The 21,073-nt window shown below is 68.1% G+C and carries 23 protein-coding genes; 16 read left to right on the forward strand and 7 right to left on the reverse strand.

Features of this window, described 5'->3' with window-relative positions; translation table 11 throughout:
• The 5 genes from ACY466_RS08425 (at position 1) to ACY466_RS08445 (ending at position 3,243) form a co-directional block, all read left to right on the forward strand.
• Complete coding sequence (locus ACY466_RS08425; protein WP_463252182.1) at positions 1–936, forward strand: glucosyl-3-phosphoglycerate synthase; 936 nt, start codon at positions 1–3, stop codon at positions 934–936.
• Positions 937–976: 40 nt separating this feature from the next.
• Positions 977–1,381 (forward strand): DivIVA domain-containing protein, encoded by a 405-nt coding sequence (locus tag ACY466_RS08430; protein ID WP_463251587.1) that lies wholly within the window; start codon positions 977–979, stop codon positions 1,379–1,381.
• Positions 1,378–1,959 carry a DNA-3-methyladenine glycosylase I gene (locus ACY466_RS08435; protein ID WP_463251589.1) on the forward strand — a complete coding sequence of 194 codons (582 nt, stop codon included), beginning with the start codon at positions 1,378–1,380 and terminating at the stop codon, positions 1,957–1,959. The genes ACY466_RS08430 and ACY466_RS08435 overlap by 4 nt, the downstream gene beginning before the upstream one ends.
• 155 nt (positions 1,960–2,114) lie before the next feature.
• On the forward strand, positions 2,115–2,282 hold the full coding sequence (locus ACY466_RS08440) for a DUF3117 domain-containing protein (protein ID WP_084346353.1): 168 nt from the start codon (positions 2,115–2,117) through the stop codon (positions 2,280–2,282).
• Positions 2,283–2,370: 88 nt separating this feature from the next.
• On the forward strand, positions 2,371–3,243 hold the full coding sequence (locus ACY466_RS08445) for a putative RNA methyltransferase (RefSeq protein ID WP_463251592.1): 873 nt from the start codon (positions 2,371–2,373) through the stop codon (positions 3,241–3,243).
• On the opposite strand, the gene glgA is transcribed toward ACY466_RS08445, so the two are convergent.
• Positions 3,222–4,385 (reverse strand): glycogen synthase, encoded by a 1,164-nt coding sequence (glgA, locus tag ACY466_RS08450; RefSeq protein WP_463251594.1) that lies wholly within the window; start codon positions 4,383–4,385, stop codon positions 3,222–3,224. The genes ACY466_RS08445 and glgA overlap by 22 nt on opposite strands.
• A 77-nt stretch (positions 4,386–4,462) precedes the next feature.
• Between glgA and glgC the strand changes: the two genes are divergently transcribed.
• On the forward strand, positions 4,463–5,677 hold the full coding sequence (gene glgC, locus ACY466_RS08455) for a glucose-1-phosphate adenylyltransferase (RefSeq protein WP_463251596.1): 1,215 nt from the start codon (positions 4,463–4,465) through the stop codon (positions 5,675–5,677).
• Between the two features lie 13 nt (positions 5,678–5,690).
• Here the strand turns inward: glgC and ACY466_RS08460 are convergent, their stop codons facing one another.
• Positions 5,691–6,308, reverse strand: a complete 618-nt coding sequence (locus ACY466_RS08460) for an O-methyltransferase (protein ID WP_463252183.1) — start codon at positions 6,306–6,308, stop codon at positions 5,691–5,693.
• A 200-nt stretch (positions 6,309–6,508) separates the two neighbouring features.
• On the opposite strand from ACY466_RS08460, the gene sigE reads away from it, so the two are divergent.
• From sigE to tatB, 4 genes are all read left to right on the forward strand, one after another.
• Positions 6,509–7,165 carry an RNA polymerase sigma factor SigE gene (sigE, locus tag ACY466_RS08465; RefSeq protein WP_463251598.1) on the forward strand — a complete coding sequence of 219 codons (657 nt, stop codon included), beginning with the start codon at positions 6,509–6,511 and terminating at the stop codon, positions 7,163–7,165.
• A gap of 159 nt (positions 7,166–7,324) precedes the next feature.
• Positions 7,325–7,681 carry a hypothetical protein gene (locus ACY466_RS08470; protein ID WP_463251600.1) on the forward strand — a complete coding sequence of 119 codons (357 nt, stop codon included), beginning with the start codon at positions 7,325–7,327 and terminating at the stop codon, positions 7,679–7,681.
• A 49-nt stretch (positions 7,682–7,730) separates the two neighbouring features.
• Positions 7,731–9,248, forward strand: a complete 1,518-nt coding sequence (locus ACY466_RS08475) for a S1C family serine protease (RefSeq protein ID WP_463251602.1) — start codon at positions 7,731–7,733, stop codon at positions 9,246–9,248.
• Positions 9,249–9,269: 21 nt separating this feature from the next.
• A complete protein-coding gene (gene tatB, locus ACY466_RS08480) occupies positions 9,270–9,710 on the forward strand; it encodes a Sec-independent protein translocase protein TatB (protein ID WP_463251604.1) in 441 nt (146 codons plus the stop codon).
• Between the two features lie 41 nt (positions 9,711–9,751).
• Here the strand turns inward: tatB and ACY466_RS08485 are convergent, their stop codons facing one another.
• The 5 genes from ACY466_RS08485 to ACY466_RS08505 form a co-directional block, all read right to left on the reverse strand.
• Positions 9,752–10,888 (reverse strand): Mrp/NBP35 family ATP-binding protein, encoded by a 1,137-nt coding sequence (locus tag ACY466_RS08485; protein ID WP_463251606.1) that lies wholly within the window; start codon positions 10,886–10,888, stop codon positions 9,752–9,754.
• Between the two features lie 26 nt (positions 10,889–10,914).
• Positions 10,915–11,766: a lytic transglycosylase domain-containing protein gene (locus ACY466_RS08490; protein WP_463251608.1), complete on the reverse strand. Its 852-nt coding sequence runs from the start codon at positions 11,764–11,766 to the stop codon at positions 10,915–10,917.
• A 169-nt stretch (positions 11,767–11,935) separates the two neighbouring features.
• Positions 11,936–13,033, reverse strand: coding sequence for a lytic transglycosylase domain-containing protein (locus tag ACY466_RS08495; protein WP_463251610.1), 1,098 nt, complete (start codon positions 13,031–13,033; stop codon positions 11,936–11,938).
• A gap of 65 nt (positions 13,034–13,098) precedes the next feature.
• Positions 13,099–13,701: a DUF1003 domain-containing protein gene (locus ACY466_RS08500; RefSeq protein ID WP_463251612.1), complete on the reverse strand. Its 603-nt coding sequence runs from the start codon at positions 13,699–13,701 to the stop codon at positions 13,099–13,101.
• Positions 13,694–14,971 carry a magnesium transporter MgtE N-terminal domain-containing protein gene (locus tag ACY466_RS08505; RefSeq protein WP_463251615.1) on the reverse strand — a complete coding sequence of 426 codons (1,278 nt, stop codon included), beginning with the start codon at positions 14,969–14,971 and terminating at the stop codon, positions 13,694–13,696. Before ACY466_RS08505 ends, ACY466_RS08500 begins: the two co-directional genes overlap by 8 nt.
• 57 nt (positions 14,972–15,028) lie before the next feature.
• On the opposite strand from ACY466_RS08505, the gene ACY466_RS08510 reads away from it, so the two are divergent.
• The 6 genes from ACY466_RS08510 to ACY466_RS08535 all read left to right on the forward strand — a co-directional run bounded on the left by ACY466_RS08510 (position 15,029) and on the right by ACY466_RS08535 (position 21,060).
• The gene (locus tag ACY466_RS08510; RefSeq protein WP_463251617.1) at positions 15,029–15,988 is read left to right on the forward strand and encodes an HpcH/HpaI aldolase/citrate lyase family protein; all 960 of its coding nucleotides are present in this window, start codon (positions 15,029–15,031) and stop codon (positions 15,986–15,988) included.
• Positions 15,989–16,039: 51 nt separating this feature from the next.
• The gene (locus ACY466_RS08515; protein WP_463251619.1) at positions 16,040–16,531 is read left to right on the forward strand and encodes a YflT domain-containing protein; all 492 of its coding nucleotides are present in this window, start codon (positions 16,040–16,042) and stop codon (positions 16,529–16,531) included.
• A 212-nt stretch (positions 16,532–16,743) separates the two neighbouring features.
• On the forward strand, positions 16,744–18,117 hold the full coding sequence (locus ACY466_RS08520) for an extracellular solute-binding protein (RefSeq protein WP_463251622.1): 1,374 nt from the start codon (positions 16,744–16,746) through the stop codon (positions 18,115–18,117).
• A complete protein-coding gene (locus ACY466_RS08525; RefSeq protein WP_463251624.1) occupies positions 18,114–19,058 on the forward strand; it encodes a carbohydrate ABC transporter permease in 945 nt (314 codons plus the stop codon). The genes ACY466_RS08520 and ACY466_RS08525 overlap by 4 nt, the downstream gene beginning before the upstream one ends.
• Before the next feature lie 3 nt (positions 19,059–19,061).
• Entirely contained in the window at positions 19,062–19,892 is an 831-nt protein-coding gene (locus ACY466_RS08530) for a carbohydrate ABC transporter permease (protein ID WP_463251626.1), read from the forward strand.
• A 4-nt stretch (positions 19,893–19,896) separates the two neighbouring features.
• Positions 19,897–21,060 (forward strand): ABC transporter ATP-binding protein, encoded by a 1,164-nt coding sequence (locus ACY466_RS08535; RefSeq protein ID WP_463251628.1) that lies wholly within the window; start codon positions 19,897–19,899, stop codon positions 21,058–21,060.
• Positions 21,061–21,073 lie beyond the last annotated feature (13 nt).

The raw sequence follows: 21,073 nt of genomic DNA on the forward strand, positions 1-21,073 counted from the left end.
ATGGCGGATCCCGCCGAGACGTGGGAGCTGGCCAACACGTGGGACCGACCGCGGTGGACCATCGCCGAGCTCGAGGCGGCGAAAGGGGACCGCACCGTGTCCGTCGTGCTGCCCGCGTTGGACGAGGAGAACACCGTGGCGGGTGTGATCGAGTCGATCACGCCGCTGCTCGGCCGCATCGTCGACGAGTTGGTCGTGCTGGACTCCGGATCGACGGACCGCACGGCCGTGCGCGCCACGGCGGCGGGAGCCACGGTGATCTCCCGCGAGCAAGCCGTTCCGGAACTGACCCCGGCTCCCGGCAAGGGTGAGGTTCTGTGGCGGGCGGTGGCCGCGACGACGGGCGATCTCATCGCATTCGTCGACTCCGACCTCATCGATCCGGATCCGGCGTTCGTCCCCAACCTGCTCGGACCGCTGCTCACCACGAACGGTCTGCACCTGGTGAAGGGGTACTACCGTCGTCCGCTGACGGGGTCGTCGGACGCCCACGGGGGAGGCCGGGTCACCGAGCTGGTCGCGCGGCCGCTGCTGGCCGCTCTGCGGCCGGAACTGAGCAACGTCATCCAGCCGCTCGGAGGTGAGTACGCCGGCACTCGCGAACTGCTGTCGTCGGTGCCGTTCGCACCGGGCTACGGCGTCGAGATCGGGTTGCTGATGGACACGTACGACCGGTGGGGCCTCGGCGCGATCGGTCAGGTCAACCTGGGGGTGCGGCGCCACCGCAACCGGCCCCTGGTGGAACTGGGTGCCATGAGTCGGCAGATCGTGGGCACGATGCTCGGCCGGGCGGGCGTGCCGGACTCGGGCGTCGGACTGACGCAGTTCCTGCTCGACGGCGACTCGTTCGTGCCGTCGGTGACGGACGTGTCCCTCGACGACCGGCCCCCGATGCGCACACTGCGTCCGCTGCGCGTGATGCCGGACGAGAGCTGACGCATCGGCGAGGTCGGCGGGTTCTGGCACACTCGGCGACATGCTGACGATCCTGGCCTACGTGGTCGTGGTCGCCGTGGTGGCGGCGCTGCTCTTTCTCCTCGCCGTGCTGCTGTTCGGCCGCGGCGAGGAGATGGAACCGCTGCCCCGGGGCACCACGGCCACGGCGCTTCCGGCCCGAGGGGTCACCGGCCGCGATGTTCGCGCCCTGCGGTTCCGGCTCACACTGCGCGGTTACGACGCGCGGGAGGTCGACTGGGCCCTCGATCGGCTGGCCGGCGAGATCGACGGCCTGCGAGCGCGGTTGGACGATCGGGAACCGGACGTGCGCGGCGGAACCGGCGCACACGCAGTCGCGGACGGTACCGAGGAACTCGGGACGCACGATCTCGGTGAGACGGCGGAGTCCGGGGACGGCGTGCCCAACTCTTCGCACCGCGCGTGAGCGACGATCTGGTCGTCGGGGCCGACGGACGAGCGCGGTGCGGCTGGGCCGGTGATCCGGCGTCGTCTCCGCTGTACGCCGAGTATCACGACGAGGAATGGGGACGGGTCGTACGCGGGCGGGATGCACTCTACGAGCGGTTGACCCTCGAGGCATTTCAATCGGGCCTGTCGTGGATCACCGTTCTGCGCAAACGCGAGGCGTTTCGGTCGGCGTTCGCCGGGTTCGATCCCCATCGGGTCGCGGACTTCGGCGACCAGGACGTCGAGCGACTGCTGGCCGATCCGACGATCATCCGTAATCGCGCCAAAATTGTTGCTGCGGTGCGTAATGCGCAGGTCATCGTCACGGAGAACCTGGATCTCGACGCGCTGTTGTGGTCCTTCGCGCCTCCGCGGCGCGCTCGCCCGAGCAGCCTCGCCGAGGTGCCGGCCGTCACCGAGGAATCGACCGCGATGGCTCGCTCGCTCAAGAAGATCGGGCTGTCGTTCGTCGGTCCGACGACCGCGTACGCGCTCATGCAGGCGACGGGAATGGTCGACGATCACCTGACCTCGTGCTGGGTCGAACCTCGGTGAGCACGCCGTGGTCGACGACCGTGCAGGTGGTCCGATTCCCGTCGACTCGACAGGATAGGGAAGAATAAGGAGTCGAACCTCGTCGGTTGTCGACGGGGGAGTCGAGTTCATGTCGACGCGCAGAGCAGGTCGGCGCGGATCTGGAGGGAGCGAGAATGGCGGCCATGAAGCCCCGGACCGGGGACGGTCCGCTCGAGGCGACCAAAGAAGGACGAGGAATCGTCATGAGGGTTCCACTCGAAGGCGGAGGACGTCTGGTCGTCGAGCTCACACCCGACGAGGCAGCTGCGTTGGGCGAGGAACTGAGGGGCGTGACCGGCTGACCATCGGCCGCGGTTCCACCCGTGACAGCCCCACCGACCCCGTCGGTGGGGCTGTTCTCATCTCTACGACGCCCGAGGGGAGGCCGCCGTGCTCGACGACGCGCTCGCGCTTCTGATCTGCCCGCACTGTGGTGACGAGCTGGACCAGGACGACGCCGGACCCGCGACGACGCTGCTGTGTTCCCGCGGGCACACCTTCGACGTCGCCCGTCAGGGGTACGTCAGTCTGCTGCCGGGGTCCGCGGGCCGGATCGTCGGCGACTCCGCCGAGATGGTGACCGCGCGTGCCGATTTCCTCGACCGGGGCCACTACGACGCCGTCGCGGATGCCCTGGCCGCTGTCGTCGTCGGGCCGCGGGTGGTGGACGTGGGCACCGGGACGGGCTTCTACCTGGCCCGCGCGCTCGATCACCTGCGGGCCGACGGCGTGGCCGAGGCCGTCGGCATCGGGGTCGACGTGTCGAAATCGGCGGCCCGACGGGCTGCGCGGGCGCACCCTCGACTGGTGTCCGTCGTTGCGGACGTCTGGGACAGGTTGCCGGTGCGTACGGGAGCGGTCGACTCGGTCCTGTCCGTGTTCTCGCCGCGCAACCCGGCCGAGCTTCGCCGGATCCTCGCCCCGACCGGGCGTCTGATCGTGGTGACCCCCACCGAACGCCACCTGGGCGAGTTGGTGGCGGCTCTCGATCTCATCGGCGTCGACGAACGCAAGCCGCAACGGCTCGGGGCGTCGCTGTCCGGTCTCTTCGAACGCGTCGAGCGCCGGGCGCTCGACTACACCGTCGACCTCACGCACGACGAAGTGGCCGCCGTCGTCGACATGGGACCGTCGGCACGGCACTCCACGGCGGCGGACCGCCGAGCCAGGATCGAGGCGTCGGCCGAGCCGGTGCGGGTCACGGTGTCCGTCGTGGTCGCCGTGTACGAACCGCTATCGGGTCAGGCCGACGCTGCGGTGTAGACCTCCACGGTCTGCTGAGCGATCGATTCCCAGGAGAACTCCGCGACCGCGCGCTCGCGACCTGCGGTACCCATCGTCGCAGCGCGCTCGGCGTCGGCGGCGAGAGCGTTGACGGCCGCGGCGAGGTCCGCCTCGAACGCGGCCGGATCCGACGCGTCGTAGTGCACGAGCGAGCCGGTGCGCCCGTCCGCGACGACCTCGGGGATGCCGCCGACGTCCGAGGCCACCACGGCGGTCTCGCACGCCATCGCCTCGAGGTTCACGATGCCGAGGGGTTCGTACACCGACGGGCAGACGAAGACCGTGGCCGCCGAGAGGATCTCGCGAATCTGCTCGGTCGGCAGCATGTCGCGCACCCAGAACACGTTGCCGCGGGTCTTCGCGAGCTCGGCGACGGCGCGCTCGGTCTCCGCCGCGATCTCCGGGGTATCGGGGGCGCCGGCGCACAGCACCAGTTGGATCGACGGATCGAAGGAGTGCGCGGCGGCGACTAGGTGGCCGACGCCCTTCTGGCGGGTGATGCGACCGACGAAGGCGACGATGGGGGCGTCCGTCCGGACGCCGATGCGCTCCAACGCCGACTCGGCGCCCTCGGGCCCGCCCGCGTGCCACACGTCGGTGTCGATTCCGTTGCGGACGACGTGGATCCGGGCCGGGTCGAGCTGGGGGTAGCAGTCCAGCACGTCGAGCTTCATGCCGTCGCTGACCGCGATGACGGCGTCCGCGTACTCGACGGCGTTGCGTTCGGACCACGACGAGATGCGGTACCCGCCGGCGAGCTGCTCGGCCTTCCACGGCCGACGCGGTTCGAGGGAATGCGCGGTGAGCACGTGCGGCACGCCGAACAATTCGGCGGCCAGGTGACCGGCGAGTCCGGTGTACCAGGTGTGCGAGTGCACCACGTCCGCACCGTCCGCGGCGGCGGCCATCCGCAGCTCGGCGGACAGCGTGACCAGGGCGGCGTTGGCACCGGCGAGAGCGGGATCGGGATCGTGCACGGTCGCGGTGTCCCGTGGGGCACCCATGCAGTGCACGTCCACGTCGCACAGTCGGCGCAGCCGGTCGACGAGTTGAGTCACGTGGACCCCTGCGCCGCCGTAGATCTCCGGGGGGTATTCCTTGGTCATCATCGCGACTCGCATGAGAGGAACGTAACCCTTCTCGGCGCGTTGGGCCTATATCTCGCCGCCACCGCGACAGACCCGTTAGATTGGTTTCCGTGAGGACCCAGCCGCACGTACTCGGAATTGTGCTCGCCGGCGGTGAGGGCAAACGCCTCTACCCGATGACCGCAGATCGCGCCAAACCCGCCGTGCCCTTCGGGGGCGCCTATCGTCTGATCGACTTCGTGCTCAGCAATCTCGTCAACGCGGGCTATCTACGCCTGTGCGTGCTGACCCAGTACAAGTCGCATTCTCTCGATCGGCACATCTCGCAGACCTGGCGGTTGTCCGGCTTCGCGGGGGAGTACATCACCCCGGTGCCGGCCCAGCAGCGACTCGGGCCCCGGTGGTACACCGGCAGCGCCGACGCGATCTTCCAGTCCATGAACCTGGTCTACGACGAGGACCCCGAGTACATCGTGGTGTTCGGTGCGGACCACGTGTACCGCATGGACCCCGAGCAGATGGTTCAGCAACACATCGACTCCGGCGCGGGCGTGACCGTCGCCGGCATCCGGGTGCCGCGCCACGAGGCGACCGCCTTCGGCTGCATCGACGCCGACGCGTCGGGCAACATCACGCAGTTCCTCGAGAAGCCCGCGGATCCGCCGGGGACACCGGACGACCCGACCATGACGTTCGCGTCGATGGGCAACTACGTGTTCACCACCAAGGTGCTGGTCGACGCGATCAAGGCGGACGCGGAAGACACCGACTCCGATCACGACATGGGCGGCAACATCATCCCCGCGCTCGTCGAGGCCGGAATGGCGTCGGTGTACGACTTCAAGGACAACGTCGTTCCCGGTGCCACCGAGCGGGATCGCGGATACTGGCGTGACGTCGGAACGCTCGACGCCTTCTACGACGCGCACATGGATCTGGTGTCCGTGCACCCGATCTTCAATCTCTACAACAAGCGGTGGCCGATCCGCGGGTCGGCGGACAACCTTCCTCCCGCGAAGTTCGTCCAGGGCGGTCTCGCGCAGGAATCGATCGTCGGGGCCGGGTCCATCCTGTCCGGCGCGACGGTGCGCAACTCGGTGCTCAGCTCGTCGGTCATCGTCGACGCCGGCGCGACCGTGGAGGGCAGCGTCATCATGCCCGGCGTGCACATCGGCAAGAACGCGGTCGTGCGCAACGCCATCCTCGACAAGAACGTCGTCGTCGGCGACGGCGAGATCATCGGAGTCGACCACGAGCGCGACGCCGATCGGTTCAACGTCAGCGCCAACGGCGTCGTCGCCGTCGGCAAGGGTGTCTGGCTCTAGTTCCGGCCTGCGCTCAGTCCAGGGCGCGGGACGCGCAGAGCAGGCCGTCGCCGAGCGGGAAGAGGACGGCGGTGAGCGCGTCGTTCTCGGCGATCGCGCGCGCCGCCGCCCGCACCGCGACCGATGCGTCGTCGCGAGCCGACGGGTCGGCGACCCGGCCCCCCAACAGCGCGTTGTGCAGAATCAAGGCCCCGCCCGGGCGGAGCATGCGCACGCCCTCCGCCACGAAGCCGGGATGATCGCGAGGAGTGGCGTCGACGAACACGATGTCGTACGACGCGTCGGCCAGACGCGGCAACACGTCGAGCGCGCGGCCGTTGATGAGCCGGGTGCGGGACGGGCTGATGCCGCCCGCCCGGAACGACTCCTTCGCGGCCCGCTGATGCTCGGGCTCGGTGTCGATCGTGGTGAGAACCCCGTCCGGGCGCATCCCGTCCAGCAACCACAGGCCGCTGATCCCGGCGCCGGTGCCGACCTCCACCACCGTGCGAGCGCCGGAGAGCTGGGCGATCATGCTCAGGACCGCACCGACGGCCGGCGGCACGGGTGCTGCCCCCAGATCGACGGCACGTTCGCGGGCCGCGAGAAGGATCTCGTCCTCCACCACGGACTCCTCGGCGTAGGACAGCATCTTGGCAGCGTCGACAGGCACGTAGGCGAGGTTATCGGACGCGCGGCGAGAACTCTCAGGTCCCACTCAGGCTCTTCACACGGCTCGCACACGTCACCGCGACAGAGTGAGTGCAGCGAGTTCGACGGACCGGGAATTCGTGGGCGTGAACAACGTTCCACCGGGTACTCGGTTCACGACCAGGAGGATGCACCGACCGCATGATCAACACCCCGCGTGAACACACCGCTCTCACGACGCCGTCCACGCGTGACACCGCTGCCGACGCACCGGTCTCGGTCGACGATCTCTCCGGAACCGCCGTCTTCGACGCCACCGGTGATCAGACGGCGATGCCGAGCTGGGACGAACTGGTCCGCGAACACGGCGACCGCGTCTACCGGCTTGCCTACCGACTGTCGGGCAACGCCCAGGACGCCGAAGACCTGACCCAGGACACCTTCATCCGCGTCTTCCGTTCGCTGCAGAACTACCAGCCCGGAACCTTCGAGGGTTGGCTGCACCGGATCACGACGAATCTCTTCCTCGACATGGTGCGGCGCCGGAGCCGTATCCGTATGGAGGCCCTCCCGGAGGACTACGACCGCGTGCCGTCCGGCACACCGGATCCCGAGCAGATCTACCACGACGCGCGCCTCGATCCGGATCTGCAGGCCGCTCTCGACTCCCTCGCCCCCGAGTTCCGCGCGGCGATCGTCCTGTGTGACATCGAGGGGCTGTCGTACGAGGAGATCGGCCGCACCCTGGGCGTGAAGCTCGGCACCGTCCGCAGCCGGATCCACCGGGGCCGTCAAGCGCTGCGGGATTTCCTGGCGGCCCGAAAGATCGAGAACGAGACGTTCACCTCGGCGTACTGACCGCCGAATCCCGGTTCGCACGATCTCGACCTGCTGTTTCGAGCACGAACGTCGGCGCGCCGGTATCTTCGAACAGTAGGTCGGACGCAGTGGACGGACCGACGTAGCGAGAGTGATTCCGACGCGGTGACGCGGTCGGCGCGGAAGGAGGAGGTGCGGGTGACTCGGTCACGCGATGCACGGCAGTTCAGTCCTACCGAACACCTCGCCAGTGAGGCCATCGCCGCCTACGTCGACGGCGAACTGCGCATGAACGCCTACCTGCGCGCCGCCCATCACCTCACCCAGTGCACGCTGTGCATGGCCGAGGTCGACGCGCAGCAACAGGCCCGGATCGCCCTGCGCGCGTCGTCCGAGATGTCGATGCCGTCGTCGTTGCTCGGCGCGCTCCATCGCATTCCCACCCAGCATCAGTTCCCGTGTGCGTCCTCGGACACCGACGACACGAGGGGCCCCGGCACCGGTCTGCGACACGGTTTGGGGTCGGCGGTCTCCGCACGATTCCGTCGTCGGTAGTGTTCGGCGACAGGTTCGTGGCCAGTACCGACGAGGGGACAGTTCGCGCGTGACTCCAGCCGAGTTCGACCCGGATTCCGCATCCCCCGACGACGCACACTCCCACGACACACGCTCCGACGACGCACGCTCCGAGGACGACGCCCCCCGCCTTCCGCCGCGTCCGCTGTACCGGCCCCGGATCGACCCCCGAGACAGCGACGCCTTCGGACGGCCGGACGGGGTACGCAACTCCTTCGGTGACCTCTCGTCCCGAGCCCGACCGTCGTCGACTCTGGTGATCGGTGACCCGGACCCGGTGTTGGCCGAGGCGTTCGGTCGACCGGACGGTGTGACCGAGTCGCTCGTCCGTGAACCCGGGGGCGAGAGCGCGGAGGACGGCCCGACGGAGCCGAGCGACCCGTGGCGCGATCCCGCGACACCGGTGACGCTCGGCCACGCGGCCGTCGGCGACGAACCGGAGCGTCCGTTCACCCGAGGCGAGAAGCTGGGGGTGCGCGACGTGCTCTTCGGGCGCCGCGTGTCTCCGAAGGCGTTGACCGCGCTCGGCGCGGCGGCTCTGGTGGTGGGGTTGCTCGGCGCCGTGGTCGGGAGCGTGGCGGCGGACCTCGGTGGCTCCTTGACCAGTTCGCGGGTGTCCCTCGCTCAGGGCGGGAGCGATCTCGCCGAGGGCCAGGTGGCTCGGGTCGCCGAGGCCGTGCTGCCGGCCGTGGTGTCCGTGCAGGCGACCCTCGGTGACTCCGCCGGCACCGGCTCCGGTGTGGTGGTGGACGGCGCGGGCTTCATCGTGACCAACAATCACGTCATCTCGATGGCGGCGACCAATCCGGGTGCGACCCTTACCGTCACGTTCGACGACGGCACCAAGGTCCCCGCCGAGATCGTGGGCCGCGACACCAAGACCGACCTGGCGGTGCTCCGGACGGACGTCGCGAATCTCGCGGTCGCCGAACTCGGACGTTCCGAAGACGTCTCCGTCGGTGACGACGTCGTTGCCGTCGGATCGCCCCTCGGGTTGAGCAAGACCGTCACCCGCGGCATCGTGAGCGCTCTCGATCGGCCGGTCCGGTTGTCCGGCGAGGGAACCGACACCGATGCGGTGATCGACGCCGTCCAGACCGACGCCGCCATCAACCCCGGGAACTCCGGCGGGCCACTGGTCGACGCCGAGGGCCGCGTGATCGGCATCAACTCCGCCATCCGCAGTGAGAGCGGTGGGTCCGTCGGTCTCGGTTTCGCGATCGGCATCGACGACGTGACCGAGGTCGTGGAGTCGCTCATCCGAACCGGGGAGATGAATCACCCGGACATCGGCGTCAACGCTCGCACCGTCGTCAACGACGCTCTGACCGGAGCTCAGATCGCGAACGTGGTGTCCGGTGGGCCCGCTCAGCAGGCGGGCATGGTCGAGGGCGATGTGGTGGTGCGGGTCGGCGATCGGTCGGTCGCCGGCGCGGACGAGTTGGTGGTGGCCGTCCAGGAGCAGACCATCGGAGAATCGGTCGACGTGCAGATCGTGCGGTCCGGGCGGACCGTCGACCTGACCGTCACCCCGGTATCGGACTGACGTCCGACGTAAGGTGTAGATGTGTTCAGCAACGTCGGTTGGGGCGAGATGATGGTGTTGCTCATCGTCGCGCTCGTCGTCATCGGTCCGGATCGCCTTCCCGGTGCCATCACGTGGGTCACCAAGTCGCTGCGCCAGGTCCGCGAGTACGCCACCGGAGCCAGTCAGCAGTTGAAGGACGAGCTGGGACCGGAGTTCGACGATCTGCGTAAACCGCTCGCCGATCTCAATCAGTTCCGGGGCATGACTCCGCGAGCGGTGATCACGAAACACCTGCTCGACGGCGACGATTCGATCTTCACCGGTAAGTTCGACGAGCCCAAGGTCAAGCCGAAGTCCGCCGAGCCCGGTGCGGCCGCCCCGGCTCCGAACCTGACCAAGAAGGACTCGTCCGCGGTCGCATCCGCCACGCCGGATGCGGTGCCCGCAGACCGGCCCCCCATCGATATCGACGCGACCTAGTCGCGTCCCACGGTATCGACGCGACGTAGGGGCCCGGCCCGCTACAGGTGGCGGGTGGTGTCGATGCCCAGGCTCATTCCGGCCAGACCTCGACTACGGATGGACAACTTCTCCGCGATGTCGATGAGGGCGGTCGCGGCGGGGGTTTCCGGTGCGCTCAACACGATGGGAATGCCGTCGTCTCCGGATTCGCGCACGGCGGTGTCGAGCGGGATCTGACCGAGCAGCGGCACCTTGGCGCCCACCGCGGCCGTCAGGCGCTCGGCGACGGCCTGGCCACCTCCGGTGCCGAAGACGTCCATGCGGGTGCCGTCGGGCAGTTCGAGCCACGACATGTTCTCCACGACACCGACCACGCGCTGACGGGTCTGCAACGCGATGGCACCTGCTCGCTCGGCGACCTCGGCCGCGGCCTGCTGCGGGGTGGTGACCACAAGGATCTCGGCGCCGGGGATGAGCTGGGCCACGGAGATCGCGACGTCACCGGTGCCCGGCGGCAGATCGAGGAGCAGTACGTCGAGGTCCCCCCAGAACACGTCCGCGAGGAACTGCTGGAGGGCGCGGTGCAGCATGGGTCCGCGCCACACCACGGGGGTGTTCCCCTGGGTGAACTGCGCGATCGAGATCATCTTCACGTCGTGTGCGACCGGCGGCATGATCATCCGCTCGACCTGGGTGGGGCGGGCGTCGGTGCCGAGCATGCGGGGAACCGAGTGGCCGTAGATGTCGGCGTCGAGCACGCCCACCGACAGTCCGCGGGCGGCCATCGCCGCGGCCAGGTTCACGGTCACACTGGACTTGCCCACTCCGCCCTTGCCCGACGCCACCGCGTACACGCGGGTCAGCGAGCCCGGCTGCGCGAACGGGATGACGGGTTCCGCGGAGTCACCGCGCAGAGATTTGCGGAGCTCGGTGCGCTGCTCGTCGTCCATGACGTCGAGCTCGACGCGAATGTCGGCGACACCCTCGACATCGGCGACGGCCTTGCGGACACGCTCGGTGATCTCGGTCTTCATGGGGCACCCGGCGGTGGTGAGGAAGATGCCGATGTCCACGGAACCGTCGTCGCTCAGGGCGACACTCTTGACCATTCCCAGCTCGGTGATGGGCTTGCGGATCTCGGGGTCCTGGACCCGGCCGAGGGCACTACGAACATCGGACTCGGTCACAACTGGCATGACTCGATGGTAGTTCGGGTGAAATGTCAGTGAATGCGGGGGAGTTGCGATTCGAGCGGCACGATGCCGGTGGAGTAGCCGACCGACCACGCGAGCACGTTCGCGACGTACGCCATGGAGTTGTTGTATCGGAGGATGGCCTGCGTGGCCTGGAAGGGATCCTCCATGTTCAGGCCACCGTCACACAGGTACTTTCCGGTGGTCGCAGCGCTGTCGTACAGATTCTGTGGGTCGGCCGTGCCGTCGCCGTTGCCGTCCGTGGCGTAGTGGTTCCACGTCTGCGGGAGGAACTGCATGGGTCCGACCGCGCGGTCGTAGACGGGATCACCGTCGAGCGCACCGCCGTCGGTGTCCATGATCACGTTGCTGCCGGGCAGGGAGCCGTCGAGTCGAAGGCCGATGATCGGCGCGAGCAGCGTGCCGTCGGCGGCGGCCTGACCGTTGTGGGCGTGGCTGGACTCGACCTGGCCGATGCCGGCGAGCAGCGACCAGTGCAGGTTGCAGCCGGGATCGGTCTCGGCCAGGATGCGCTCGGCCGTGCGGTAGGCGGATCCGTTGAGATTCGGTACGGCCAGCGGCCCGGCGGCGGGCAGTTCGGCGGGTGCCGGCTCGACCGCGGGTGCGGCGGGTGCCGCGGGGGTCTGTGTCTCCACCGTGCCGGCCGGTTCGCTCGCGTCGGCCGCGACGGACACCACGGCGGGGTCACGCGGCTCGATCGCGGTCTGCTTCGCCGTGCTCTGGGTCTGAAGGAACGGGATCTCGGCGCTCGCGCCGTACCCGCTCGCGATGGTGACGGCGCCGGCGGGAATCAGCCCGGTGAGGGCCACCACGGTGTTCCGCTTGAGCTTGGATGACGATCTCTTGCGGTGCCGACCCACGCCTGTAAACCTCCTCGCCCCCGCTCGATTGTGTCGAGGCGACGACTGTCATGCCGGATCACGAAGGATCGGCTCGAATTCTGTCCGTGCGCGACAGTACCCGATCCGTTGCCCATCCGTTACCGGGCTGTGATCGACGAGGTAATCGGCGCTGATCGGTGGTGATCGGCTACGGAGCCGGAGGAGGTTCGACCGGCGGACACGCGACGACACACGGCAGCGTCGGCAGCACGAGCGGCGGCGGGGGCTCGAACGTGGGCAGCGGGGGCAATCCCGGGATTCCGAACGCGGGTTCGGGTGCCGGGGCGAGGGTGGTGGGCAGGGCGTCGTCGACACCGGCCTCGGGGTCGGCGGCGGGATCGGTGGGCGGAACGGTGAGTTCGGCCGAGGCGGCAGCGGAGGCGGCGACCTCGATGGGGTCCGGGCCGGGAACCACGGGATCGGCTTCTCCGATCGCGCCGACCACCGGCGCGGCCCCGCCGGAGTACGCGGCGGACCACGCGAGGACGTTCGAGGTGTACGCCGCCGAATTGTTGTACCTCAGGACGGCGACGGTCGCGTCGGCCGGATTCGCCATGTCCAGACCGCCCGAGCACAGATAGTTGCCCGCAGCGAGGGCGGCGTCGAACACGTTGTTCGGATCGCTGACCCCGTCCCCGTTCCCGTCGGCCGCATAGGACGCCCAGGTGCCGGGGATGAACTGCATGGGGCCCACCGCGCGGTCGAAGTCCGGATTACCGTCCAGCACACCGCCGTCGGTGTCCCGGATGACGGCGTCGGCCGCGGAGCGACCGTCGAGCACGGGGCCGAGGATGGGGGACACGGTGGTGCCGGTGACGGTGGTGCGGCCACCACCCGCGTGTCCGGATTCGATACGACCGATCGCGGCGAGCAGATGCCAGGGCAGACGGCACCCCGGCGTGGTGGTCGCGAGTGTCGCCTCCGCGTCGCGGTACGCCTGCAACACCAACTCCGGAATTCCGAGTGCGCCCACCAGAATGTCGGCCGCCGGTGCGGCCGGAGTGCCCGGTGCGGCGACCGGCGCACCGGCGGCCGCGGCCGCGGCCGAGCGGAACGCCACGGGCGGTCGCGTCGGCGACGGAAGCAGCCCCGGGATCGTGTCTCGCGAGGGTTCGGCCGCGTCGACGGCTGCGCCGGACAGAGCGACCGGTGATTCGATCGCGGCGCTGGTCGTCGCCGAACCCGCGGACAGAGCCACCGCGCTCAGAACCAGAACCGACGCCGAGACGACGCTGCCGACGCGCATACGCTGAACCCCCACCACCGAAAGTCCGTGCACCCTCACATGCCCGACGCACAGTGTGTCCGAGGTTACATAAACGTGTCCCGGCCGTGTTCGGAACGAGGCGTATCCGACGACCCCGTACCGAACGAATCCTCGACCGGCTTCTTGCGCACCTTCTTGCGTGGCTTCTGATCGTCCGCGGCTGCGGTCGCAGGATCGGCGAGGGCAGCACGAAGGTCGTCGAGTTCGCGGCGGAGATAGTCGCGCGTCGCGACTTCACCGACGGCAATGCGTAGCGCGGCGAGCTCGCGCGCGAGGAATTCGGTGTCCGCCTTCGTCTGCGCCGTGCGGGCGCGGTCCTCCTCGAGCGACACCCGGTCCCGGTCGTCCTGACGGTTCTGCGCGAGCAGGATCAGCGGCGCCGCGTAGGCGGCCTGGGTGGAGAACGCCAGATTGAGAAGGATGAACGGGTACGGGTCCCATCTCAGGCTGACGGCGAACACGTTCAGAAGAATCCAGACGATGACGAGGGCGGTCTGAATGGCCAGATAGCGCCCGGTTCCCAGGAAGCGGGCGATGTTCTCGCCGGTGCGGCCGACCGAATCGACGTCGATCTCGAACTTGAGTCTGCGAGATCCTCGTGGGGTGTCGAGCCGTTGACGTGCGGTCGCGGTCGACTTGTCACTCATGTCCCACGTGCTCCTGTTCGCGCCAGTCGTCCGGCAGTAGATGATCGAGGACGTCGTCGACGGTGACGGCCCCGATCAGGTGTTCCTCGTCGTCGACCACGGGACCGCAGACCAGGTTGTACGCCGCGAAGTATCGCGTGACCTCCGTGAGGCTGTCGTCCGGCGAGAGCGACGACAGGGTGGTGTCGATGACCCCGCCCACCAGCGTCGCCGGCGGTTCGCGGAGCAGTTGCTGCAGGTGCACGCACCCCAGATACCGACCCGTGGGAGTCGCGGTGGGCGGGCGGACCACGAACACGAGAGACGACAGGGCCGGCGTCAGATCCGGGTTGCGTACGCGAGCAAGCGCCTCCGCCACCGTTGCCGACGCATTGAGGACCACCGGCTCCGGCGTCATCAGACCACCGGCCGTATCGGGGGAGTGTTCGAGAAGTCGCCGGACGGGCTCGGAGTCCTCCGGATCCATGAGGCGGAGCAGCGATTCCGCTTCCTTGTCCGGTAGTTCGCCGAGGAGATCGGCCGCGTCGTCGGGGTCCATGGCCTCGAGAACGTCGGCGGCACGCGCCGGAGCCATCGCCTGCACGAGTTCGATCTGGTCGTCGTCCGGCATCTCCTGCACCACGTCGGCCAGCCGCTGATCGTCCAGGGCGAACGCGACCTCGTGCCGTCGCTTCTCCGGGAGATCGCGGATGGCGTCGGCGACGTCCGCGGGCCGCATGCCCTCGAACTGCTGCAACAACTGCGAGACACCCTGACCGGGCTGCGAGAGGCTCGATTGCGTCAACCCCTGCACGTGCTGCCAGTCGATGACGCTGATGCTGCCGCGTCGGCCGAGTCGGCCGCGGTGTGGGCGCACCGCCACCCGCGAGACCACCCAGTCCCGCGTGCGCAGCTGCTCGATCCCCAGATCCACCACCACGGTGTCGATGTCGTGCAGTTCCTCGGCGTCCGGATCGTCGACGCGCACGCGCGAATCGAGAACCTGTGCGAGGGCGAGTACTTCGGCCGGGCGCTGGACGAAGCGCCGCATGCTGACGTTCCCCGTGGTGAGAGTGACCGACGCCGGCTCGATCGCGGTGACGCGCAGCATCGGCACGAAGATCTTGCGACGCGTGGCGAGGTCGACGACGAGGCCGAGCACCCGAGGCTGCAATTTTCCGACCCGAACGGTGACGACGATGTCGCGCACCCGGCCGATGGATTCACCGTCCGGTCCGAGGACCACCAGGCCCGCGAGCCTGGCGGCGAACACTTTGCTCACTGCTGCCATGGCGGAAAGACTAGCCGCACCGAGCGGGTGGTTCCGCCCGCGGATATCGTCCGTCGGATGAACGCTCTCGACGTCCCTCGATCGGCCGGTGCGCTGCGCCGATCCGTTCTCGCCGTCCCCGGAAGCAATGCGCGCATGATGGCGAAGGCCGCCGGTCTTCCCGCCGATGCGGTCTTCCTGGACCTCGAGGACGCGGTGGCTCCCGCGGCCAAGGAGCAGGCTCGCGTGGACGTCGCCGTCGCGCTGGGTGCGGACGGGTGGGCACGACAACTGCGCCTGGTTCGGGTCAACGACTGGACGACCGCCTGGACGTTCCGAGACGTCGCGCACGTGGTGTCCACGGCCGGGCGACATCTCGACGCGCTCGTGCTGCCGAAGGTGCGGTCGGCGGCCGAGGTGGTCGCGCTCGATCTCCTCGTGACGCAACTCGAACACGAGGCGCAGCTCCCCGTCGGCCGCATCGGCATCGAGCCTCAGATCGAGGACGCGCGCGGTCTGCTCCACATCGACGCCATCGCCGCCGCGTCGCCGCGAGTGCAGACACTGGTGTTCGGGCCCGGTGACTTCATGGCGGACCTCGGCATGCGCACGCTGACGGTCGGCGAACAACCGCCCGGCTACGAACCGGGGGACGCCTACCATCACGTTCTGATGTCGATTCTCGTCTCGGCGCGGGCCCACGGACTCCAGGCCATCGACGGGCCGTACGTCCAGGTGCGTGACACCGACGGTTTCGCGCGCGCGGCGCGACGGTCGGCGGCGCTGGGGTTCGACGGGAAGTGGGTCCTGCATCCGTCGCAGATCGACATCGCGAACGAGGTGTTCGCTCCGACGCAGCGGGACTTCGATCGGGCGGAGGCGATCCTCGAGGAGTACGAGTTCCACCGTTCCGCCGAGGGCGGCGCCCGGGGAGCGGTGATGGTGGGCGACGAGATGGTCGACGAGGCGGGCCGCAAGATGGCTCTGGCGATCGCGGTGGCGGGCCGAGCGGCGGGCATGCAACGCAGCGACCGATAGGGCGGTCCGACCGCAGGGACGACGAGGCCGATCACGAGGCACAATGGAGGGATGACGAATCCCTTGTCCTCCCAGTCCCGTCCGGGTGGGGGCCTGCCCACGCCGCCGTCGGGATGGCCCATCGGTTCCTACCCCACCTACGCCGAGGCCCAGCGTGCTGTCGACTATCTCTCCGACCAGCAGTTCTCGGTCCAGGACGTCACCATCGTCGGCGTCGACCTGATGCAGGTCGAACGGGTACTCGGTCGACTCACCTGGCCCAAAGTCATTGGTGGAGGCATCATCTCGGGTGCCTGGCTCGGTGTCTTCCTCGGTCTGATCCTCGCGATCATCACCGACACCAACTACTTCAGCGCGTTGCTCGTCGGTGTTCTCGGTGGTGTGGTGTTCGGCCTCATCTCCGCGTCCATCCCCTACGCGGCGACCAAGGGACAGCGAGACTTCGCCACCACGATGCAGTTGGTGGCCGGTCGGTACGACGTGTTGTGCGAGCCCAAGAGTGCCGAGAAGGCACGCGATCTGCTCGCGAAACTCGCTATCTGATCCACCCGGCCGTGATCGCCGTGTGCCGAATCGTGCGGTGATGACCGCCCTCTCGTACCGATAGCGTCACGGAACTGCGTCAACCGTCACATTTCTTTTTCGTCATCGACTAGCGTTCGCACTCGCAAGGGCAAGTGCGTGTCCATCGATGTACGCGCTGCGCAGTCGGGGCCTGTTCACGGTGCCTTCTGTCGCGGGAGAAGGAGGCGGTTGTGCCGAAGAGGTACAGAGCGAGGAAACTCGCCGTTCTGAGTGCCGCTGCGATAGTGGCGAGTCCGCTGTTGGCGGGGTGTGGATCCGACGACGACGGTGTGGTGTTGAGCTTCTACACCGCGGCCGACGGCGCCGAGCAGTACGCCGCGTCGGCCGCGCTGTGCACCGAGCAATCGGGCGGCGCGTACCGAATCCAGCAACTCACGCTGCCGCGCAGCGCGAACGATCAGAGGCTGCAGCTCGCACGTCGACTCGCGGGCAACGATCGGTCGCTCGATCTGATGACGCTCGACGTGGTGTGGACCGCCGAGTTCGCCGAAGCCGGATGGGCGCTTCCGGTTCCGGACGACCTGTCCGACGAGCTTCGCGCCGCCGGTACCCTTCCCGGTCCGCTCGCCACCGCGGAATGGATCGACCCCGAGACGCAGGAGCGCGACAAGCTGTTCGCCGTTCCGCTGAACTCGAACACCCAGTTGCTGTGGTACCGGCCCGATCTCGTGCCGAACGGTGAGCCGCCCGCCACGTGGGACGAGCTGATCGCGGTGGCCGAGAGCAACGCGGCCGAGGGCCTGCCGGCCCAGATCGGTGTGCAGGCTCGGCAATACGAGGGCTACATGGTGTGGTTCAACACGGTCCTCGAAAGTGCCGGTGGATCCGTCGTCGGTGAGGACGGCACCACCGTCACGCTCAACGACACCCCGGAACACCGGGCGGCCACCGAGCGCGCACTGACCATCATTCGCGACGTGGCGACGGCCCAGGGCCGCGATCCGTCGATCTCGCAGAGCGACGAGGGCACCGCCCGCCTCGGACTCGAAGCCGGAAACATGTTCGCTCAGGTCAACTACCCGTTCGTGCTCCCCGGCATCAAGGAGAACGCGGCGGCCGGCGGTGTGTCGTTCCTCGATCTGACCGGCGTGCCCGAGGACCAGCAGGACGCCGCGGTGAACGAGGTGTTCCGCAGCGGTCCGTACCCGGCCGTGGAAGCGGGCACCCCCGCACAGGTGACCATCGGCGGATTCAACATCGGCGTCGCCAGCACCACGCAGTACGAGGACGAGGCGTGGGACGCGGTCCGCTGCCTCACCAACGAGGAGAACCAGCGCAACAACGCGGTCGACGGTGGTGTCCCCCCGGTCCTCGAGTCCCTGTACGAGGACCCGGAGTTCCAAGCCGCCTACCCCGCGTGGGAGGGCGTGCTGAACTCGATCCAGAACGCCGCCGTGCGCCCGGTGACCCCGGCGTACCAGTCGATCTCGATCCTTCTCACCGACGCACTGAACCCACCTCAGGACATCGACCCCGTGGGCGATGTCGACCGGCTCGCCGACCTGGTCACCCAGGCCGTCAACTCCGAAGGGCTGATCCCATGACCGCGCCCACTGCCGAGGTGGATCCTCGTCCCGAGCCGGACCGCGCTGCGGTGAAGGCGGTCTCGGACGGCAAGAAGGCCGAGAAGCGTCTGGGCCTGCTGCTGATCGCTCCGGCCGCCATCCTGATGATCGCGGTGACCGCCTACCCGATCATCTACGCGTTCTGGTTGAGCCTGCAGCGATACAACCTGGCCTTCCCGGACGACCGGGAGTTCGTCGGTTTCACCAACTACGTGTCCGTGCTCAGCGACGGCTACTGGTGGACCGCGTTCTCGGTGACGGTGGGCATCACCGTCGTCTCGGTGGCCATCGAGTTCGTCCTGGGCCTCGCGATCGCACTCGTGATGCACCGCACCATCTTCGGGCGTGGACTCGTGCGCACCGTGGTGCTCATTCCGTACGGCATCGTGACGGTCGCCGCGGCCTACAGCTGGTACTACGCGTGGACCCCGGAGACCGGATATCTGGCCAACCTGTTACCCGACGGCAGTGCGCCGCTGACCCAACAGTTGCCCTCGCTGGCGATCATCGTGCTCGCCGAGGTGTGGAAGACGACGCCGTTCATGGCGCTGCTGCTGCTCGCCGGGCTCGCGTTGGTGCCGGACGATCTGACCAAGGCCGCTCAGGTGGACGGCGCCGGAGCGTGGACCCGCCTGACGCGCATCATCCTTCCGTTGATGAAGCCCGCCATTCTGGTCGCGCTGCTGTTCCGCACGCTCGACGCATTCCGCATCTTCGACAACATCTACGTGTTGACCCGAGGGAGCAACGGCACGGGATCGGTGTCCGTGCTGGGCTACAACAACCTGTTCGGAGCGTTCAACCTGGGACTCGGGTCGGCGATCAGTGTGCTGATCTTCATCTGTGTCGCCATCATCGCCGCGATCTTCATCAAGCTGTTCGGTGCCTCTGCGCCCGGCTCCGACTCGGAAAGGCGATAAATCATGTCGGATTCTCCGAAGCGCAAGGCCGGATGGTCGATCGTCAACCTGTTGGTGCTGCTGTACGCGTTGATCCCGTTGGTCTGGATCATCAGCCTGTCCTTCAAGCCGGCGTCGGACATCGCCGACGGCCGGTTCATCCCGGCCTCGTTCACGTTCGACAACTACACGGGCATCTTCCAGACGTCCCAGTTCACGAGCGCACTGTTCAACTCGATCGGCATCGGTCTGATCACGACGGCCATCGCCGTGGTGATCGGCACGATGGCGGCGTATGCCATTGCGCGACTGGACTTCCCGGGCAAGAAGCTGCTCGTCGCCTCGGCGCTGCTCATCGCGATGTTCCCGCAGATCTCGCTGGTGACACCGCTGTTCGACATCTCGCGAGCACTCGGGTTGTTCGACACCTGGCCCGGTCTGATCCTGCCGTACATCACCTTCGCGCTGCCGCTGGCGATCTACACCCTCTCGGCGTTCTTCCGGGAGATCCCGTGGGAGCTCGAGAAGGCGGCGAAGATGGACGGCGCCACCCCGGGGCAGGCGTTCCGCAAGGTCATCGCGCCGCTCGCCGCACCGGGCATCGTGACCGCCGCCATCCTGGTGTTCATCTTCGCGTGGAACGACCTGCTGCTCGCGATCTCGCTGACCGCCACCGAACGCTCGGTGACCGTGCCGGCCGCGATCTCGCAGTTCACCGGTAGCTCCCAGTTCGAGGAGCCCACGGGATCGATCGCGGCCGCGGCCGTGGTCATCACGATCCCGATCATCATCTTCGTGTTGTTCTTCCAACGTCGTATCGTGGCGGGCCTGACGTCCGGCGCAGTGAAGGGATAAGTCAATGGCCGAAATCGTTCTCGACAAAGTGACCAAGCTGTACCCGGACGGAGCCGTTGCCGTCAGTGACGTCGACATCGAGATCGCCGACGGAGAATTCATCATTCTCGTCGGACCCTCGGGGTGCGGAAAGTCCACCACGCTCAACATGATCGCCGGGCTCGAGGACATCTCGAGCGGTGAGCTCCGCATCGCCGGCGAGCGGGTCAACGAGAAGGCGCCCAAGGATCGCGACATCGCCATGGTGTTCCAGTCCTACGCCCTCTACCCGCACATGACGGTGCGCGACAACATCGCGTTCCCGTTGACGCTGGCGAAGATGAGCAAGGAGGACATCGCGAAGAAGGTCGACAACGCCGCGAGCATCCTCGACCTCACGCAGCACCTCGACCGGAAGCCGTCCAACCTGTCCGGTGGTCAGCGTCAGCGCGTGGCGATGGGGCGCGCGATCGTGCGCAGCCCGAAGGCCTTCCTCATGGACGAGCCGCTGTCGAACCTGGACGCGAAGCTGCGTGTGCAGATGCGGACCGAGATCGCGCAGTTGCAGCGTCGCCTCGAGACCACGATGGTCTACGTCACGCACGATCAGACCGAGGCCATGACTCTCGGCGATCGCGTCGTGGTGCTGCGCGGTGGGCTCGTGCAGCAGATCGGCGCCCCGCAGGAGCTCTACGACCGTCCGCGCAACCTGTTCGTGGCGGGATTCATCGGGTCGCCCTCCATGAACTTCATGCCGGGTCGACTGTCCGAGGCCGGGGTGACCACCGCACTCGGTGAGATCTCGCTGGAAAACGAGGCACGGCAGAAGATCTCGGGACACAATGCCGGACGCGACGTGGTCGTGGGCATTCGTCCCGAGCACTTCGACGACGCGGCCCTCATGGAGTCGTACCAGCGCATCTCCGGAACGACCTTCTCCGCTCGGGTCGACGTGCTCGAGTCGATGGGCTCGGACAAGTTCGTCTACTTCACCGGCGACGGTCCGAAGGTGAAGTCGAAGGAGCTCGACGAACTCGCCGCCGACTCCGGCACCGACTCCGGCGGTCAGATGGTGGCTCGACTGTCCGCAGAGTCTGCCGCGCGCGTCGGTGAGTCCATCGACCTGTGGTTCGACCCGAAGCGCGTTCAGGTGTTCGACGCGGAATCCGGCGCGAACCTCACGCTGTAGCTCGACGTACACC

The sequence above is a fragment of the Rhodococcus sp. K11/5 genome (assembly GCF_055193735.1).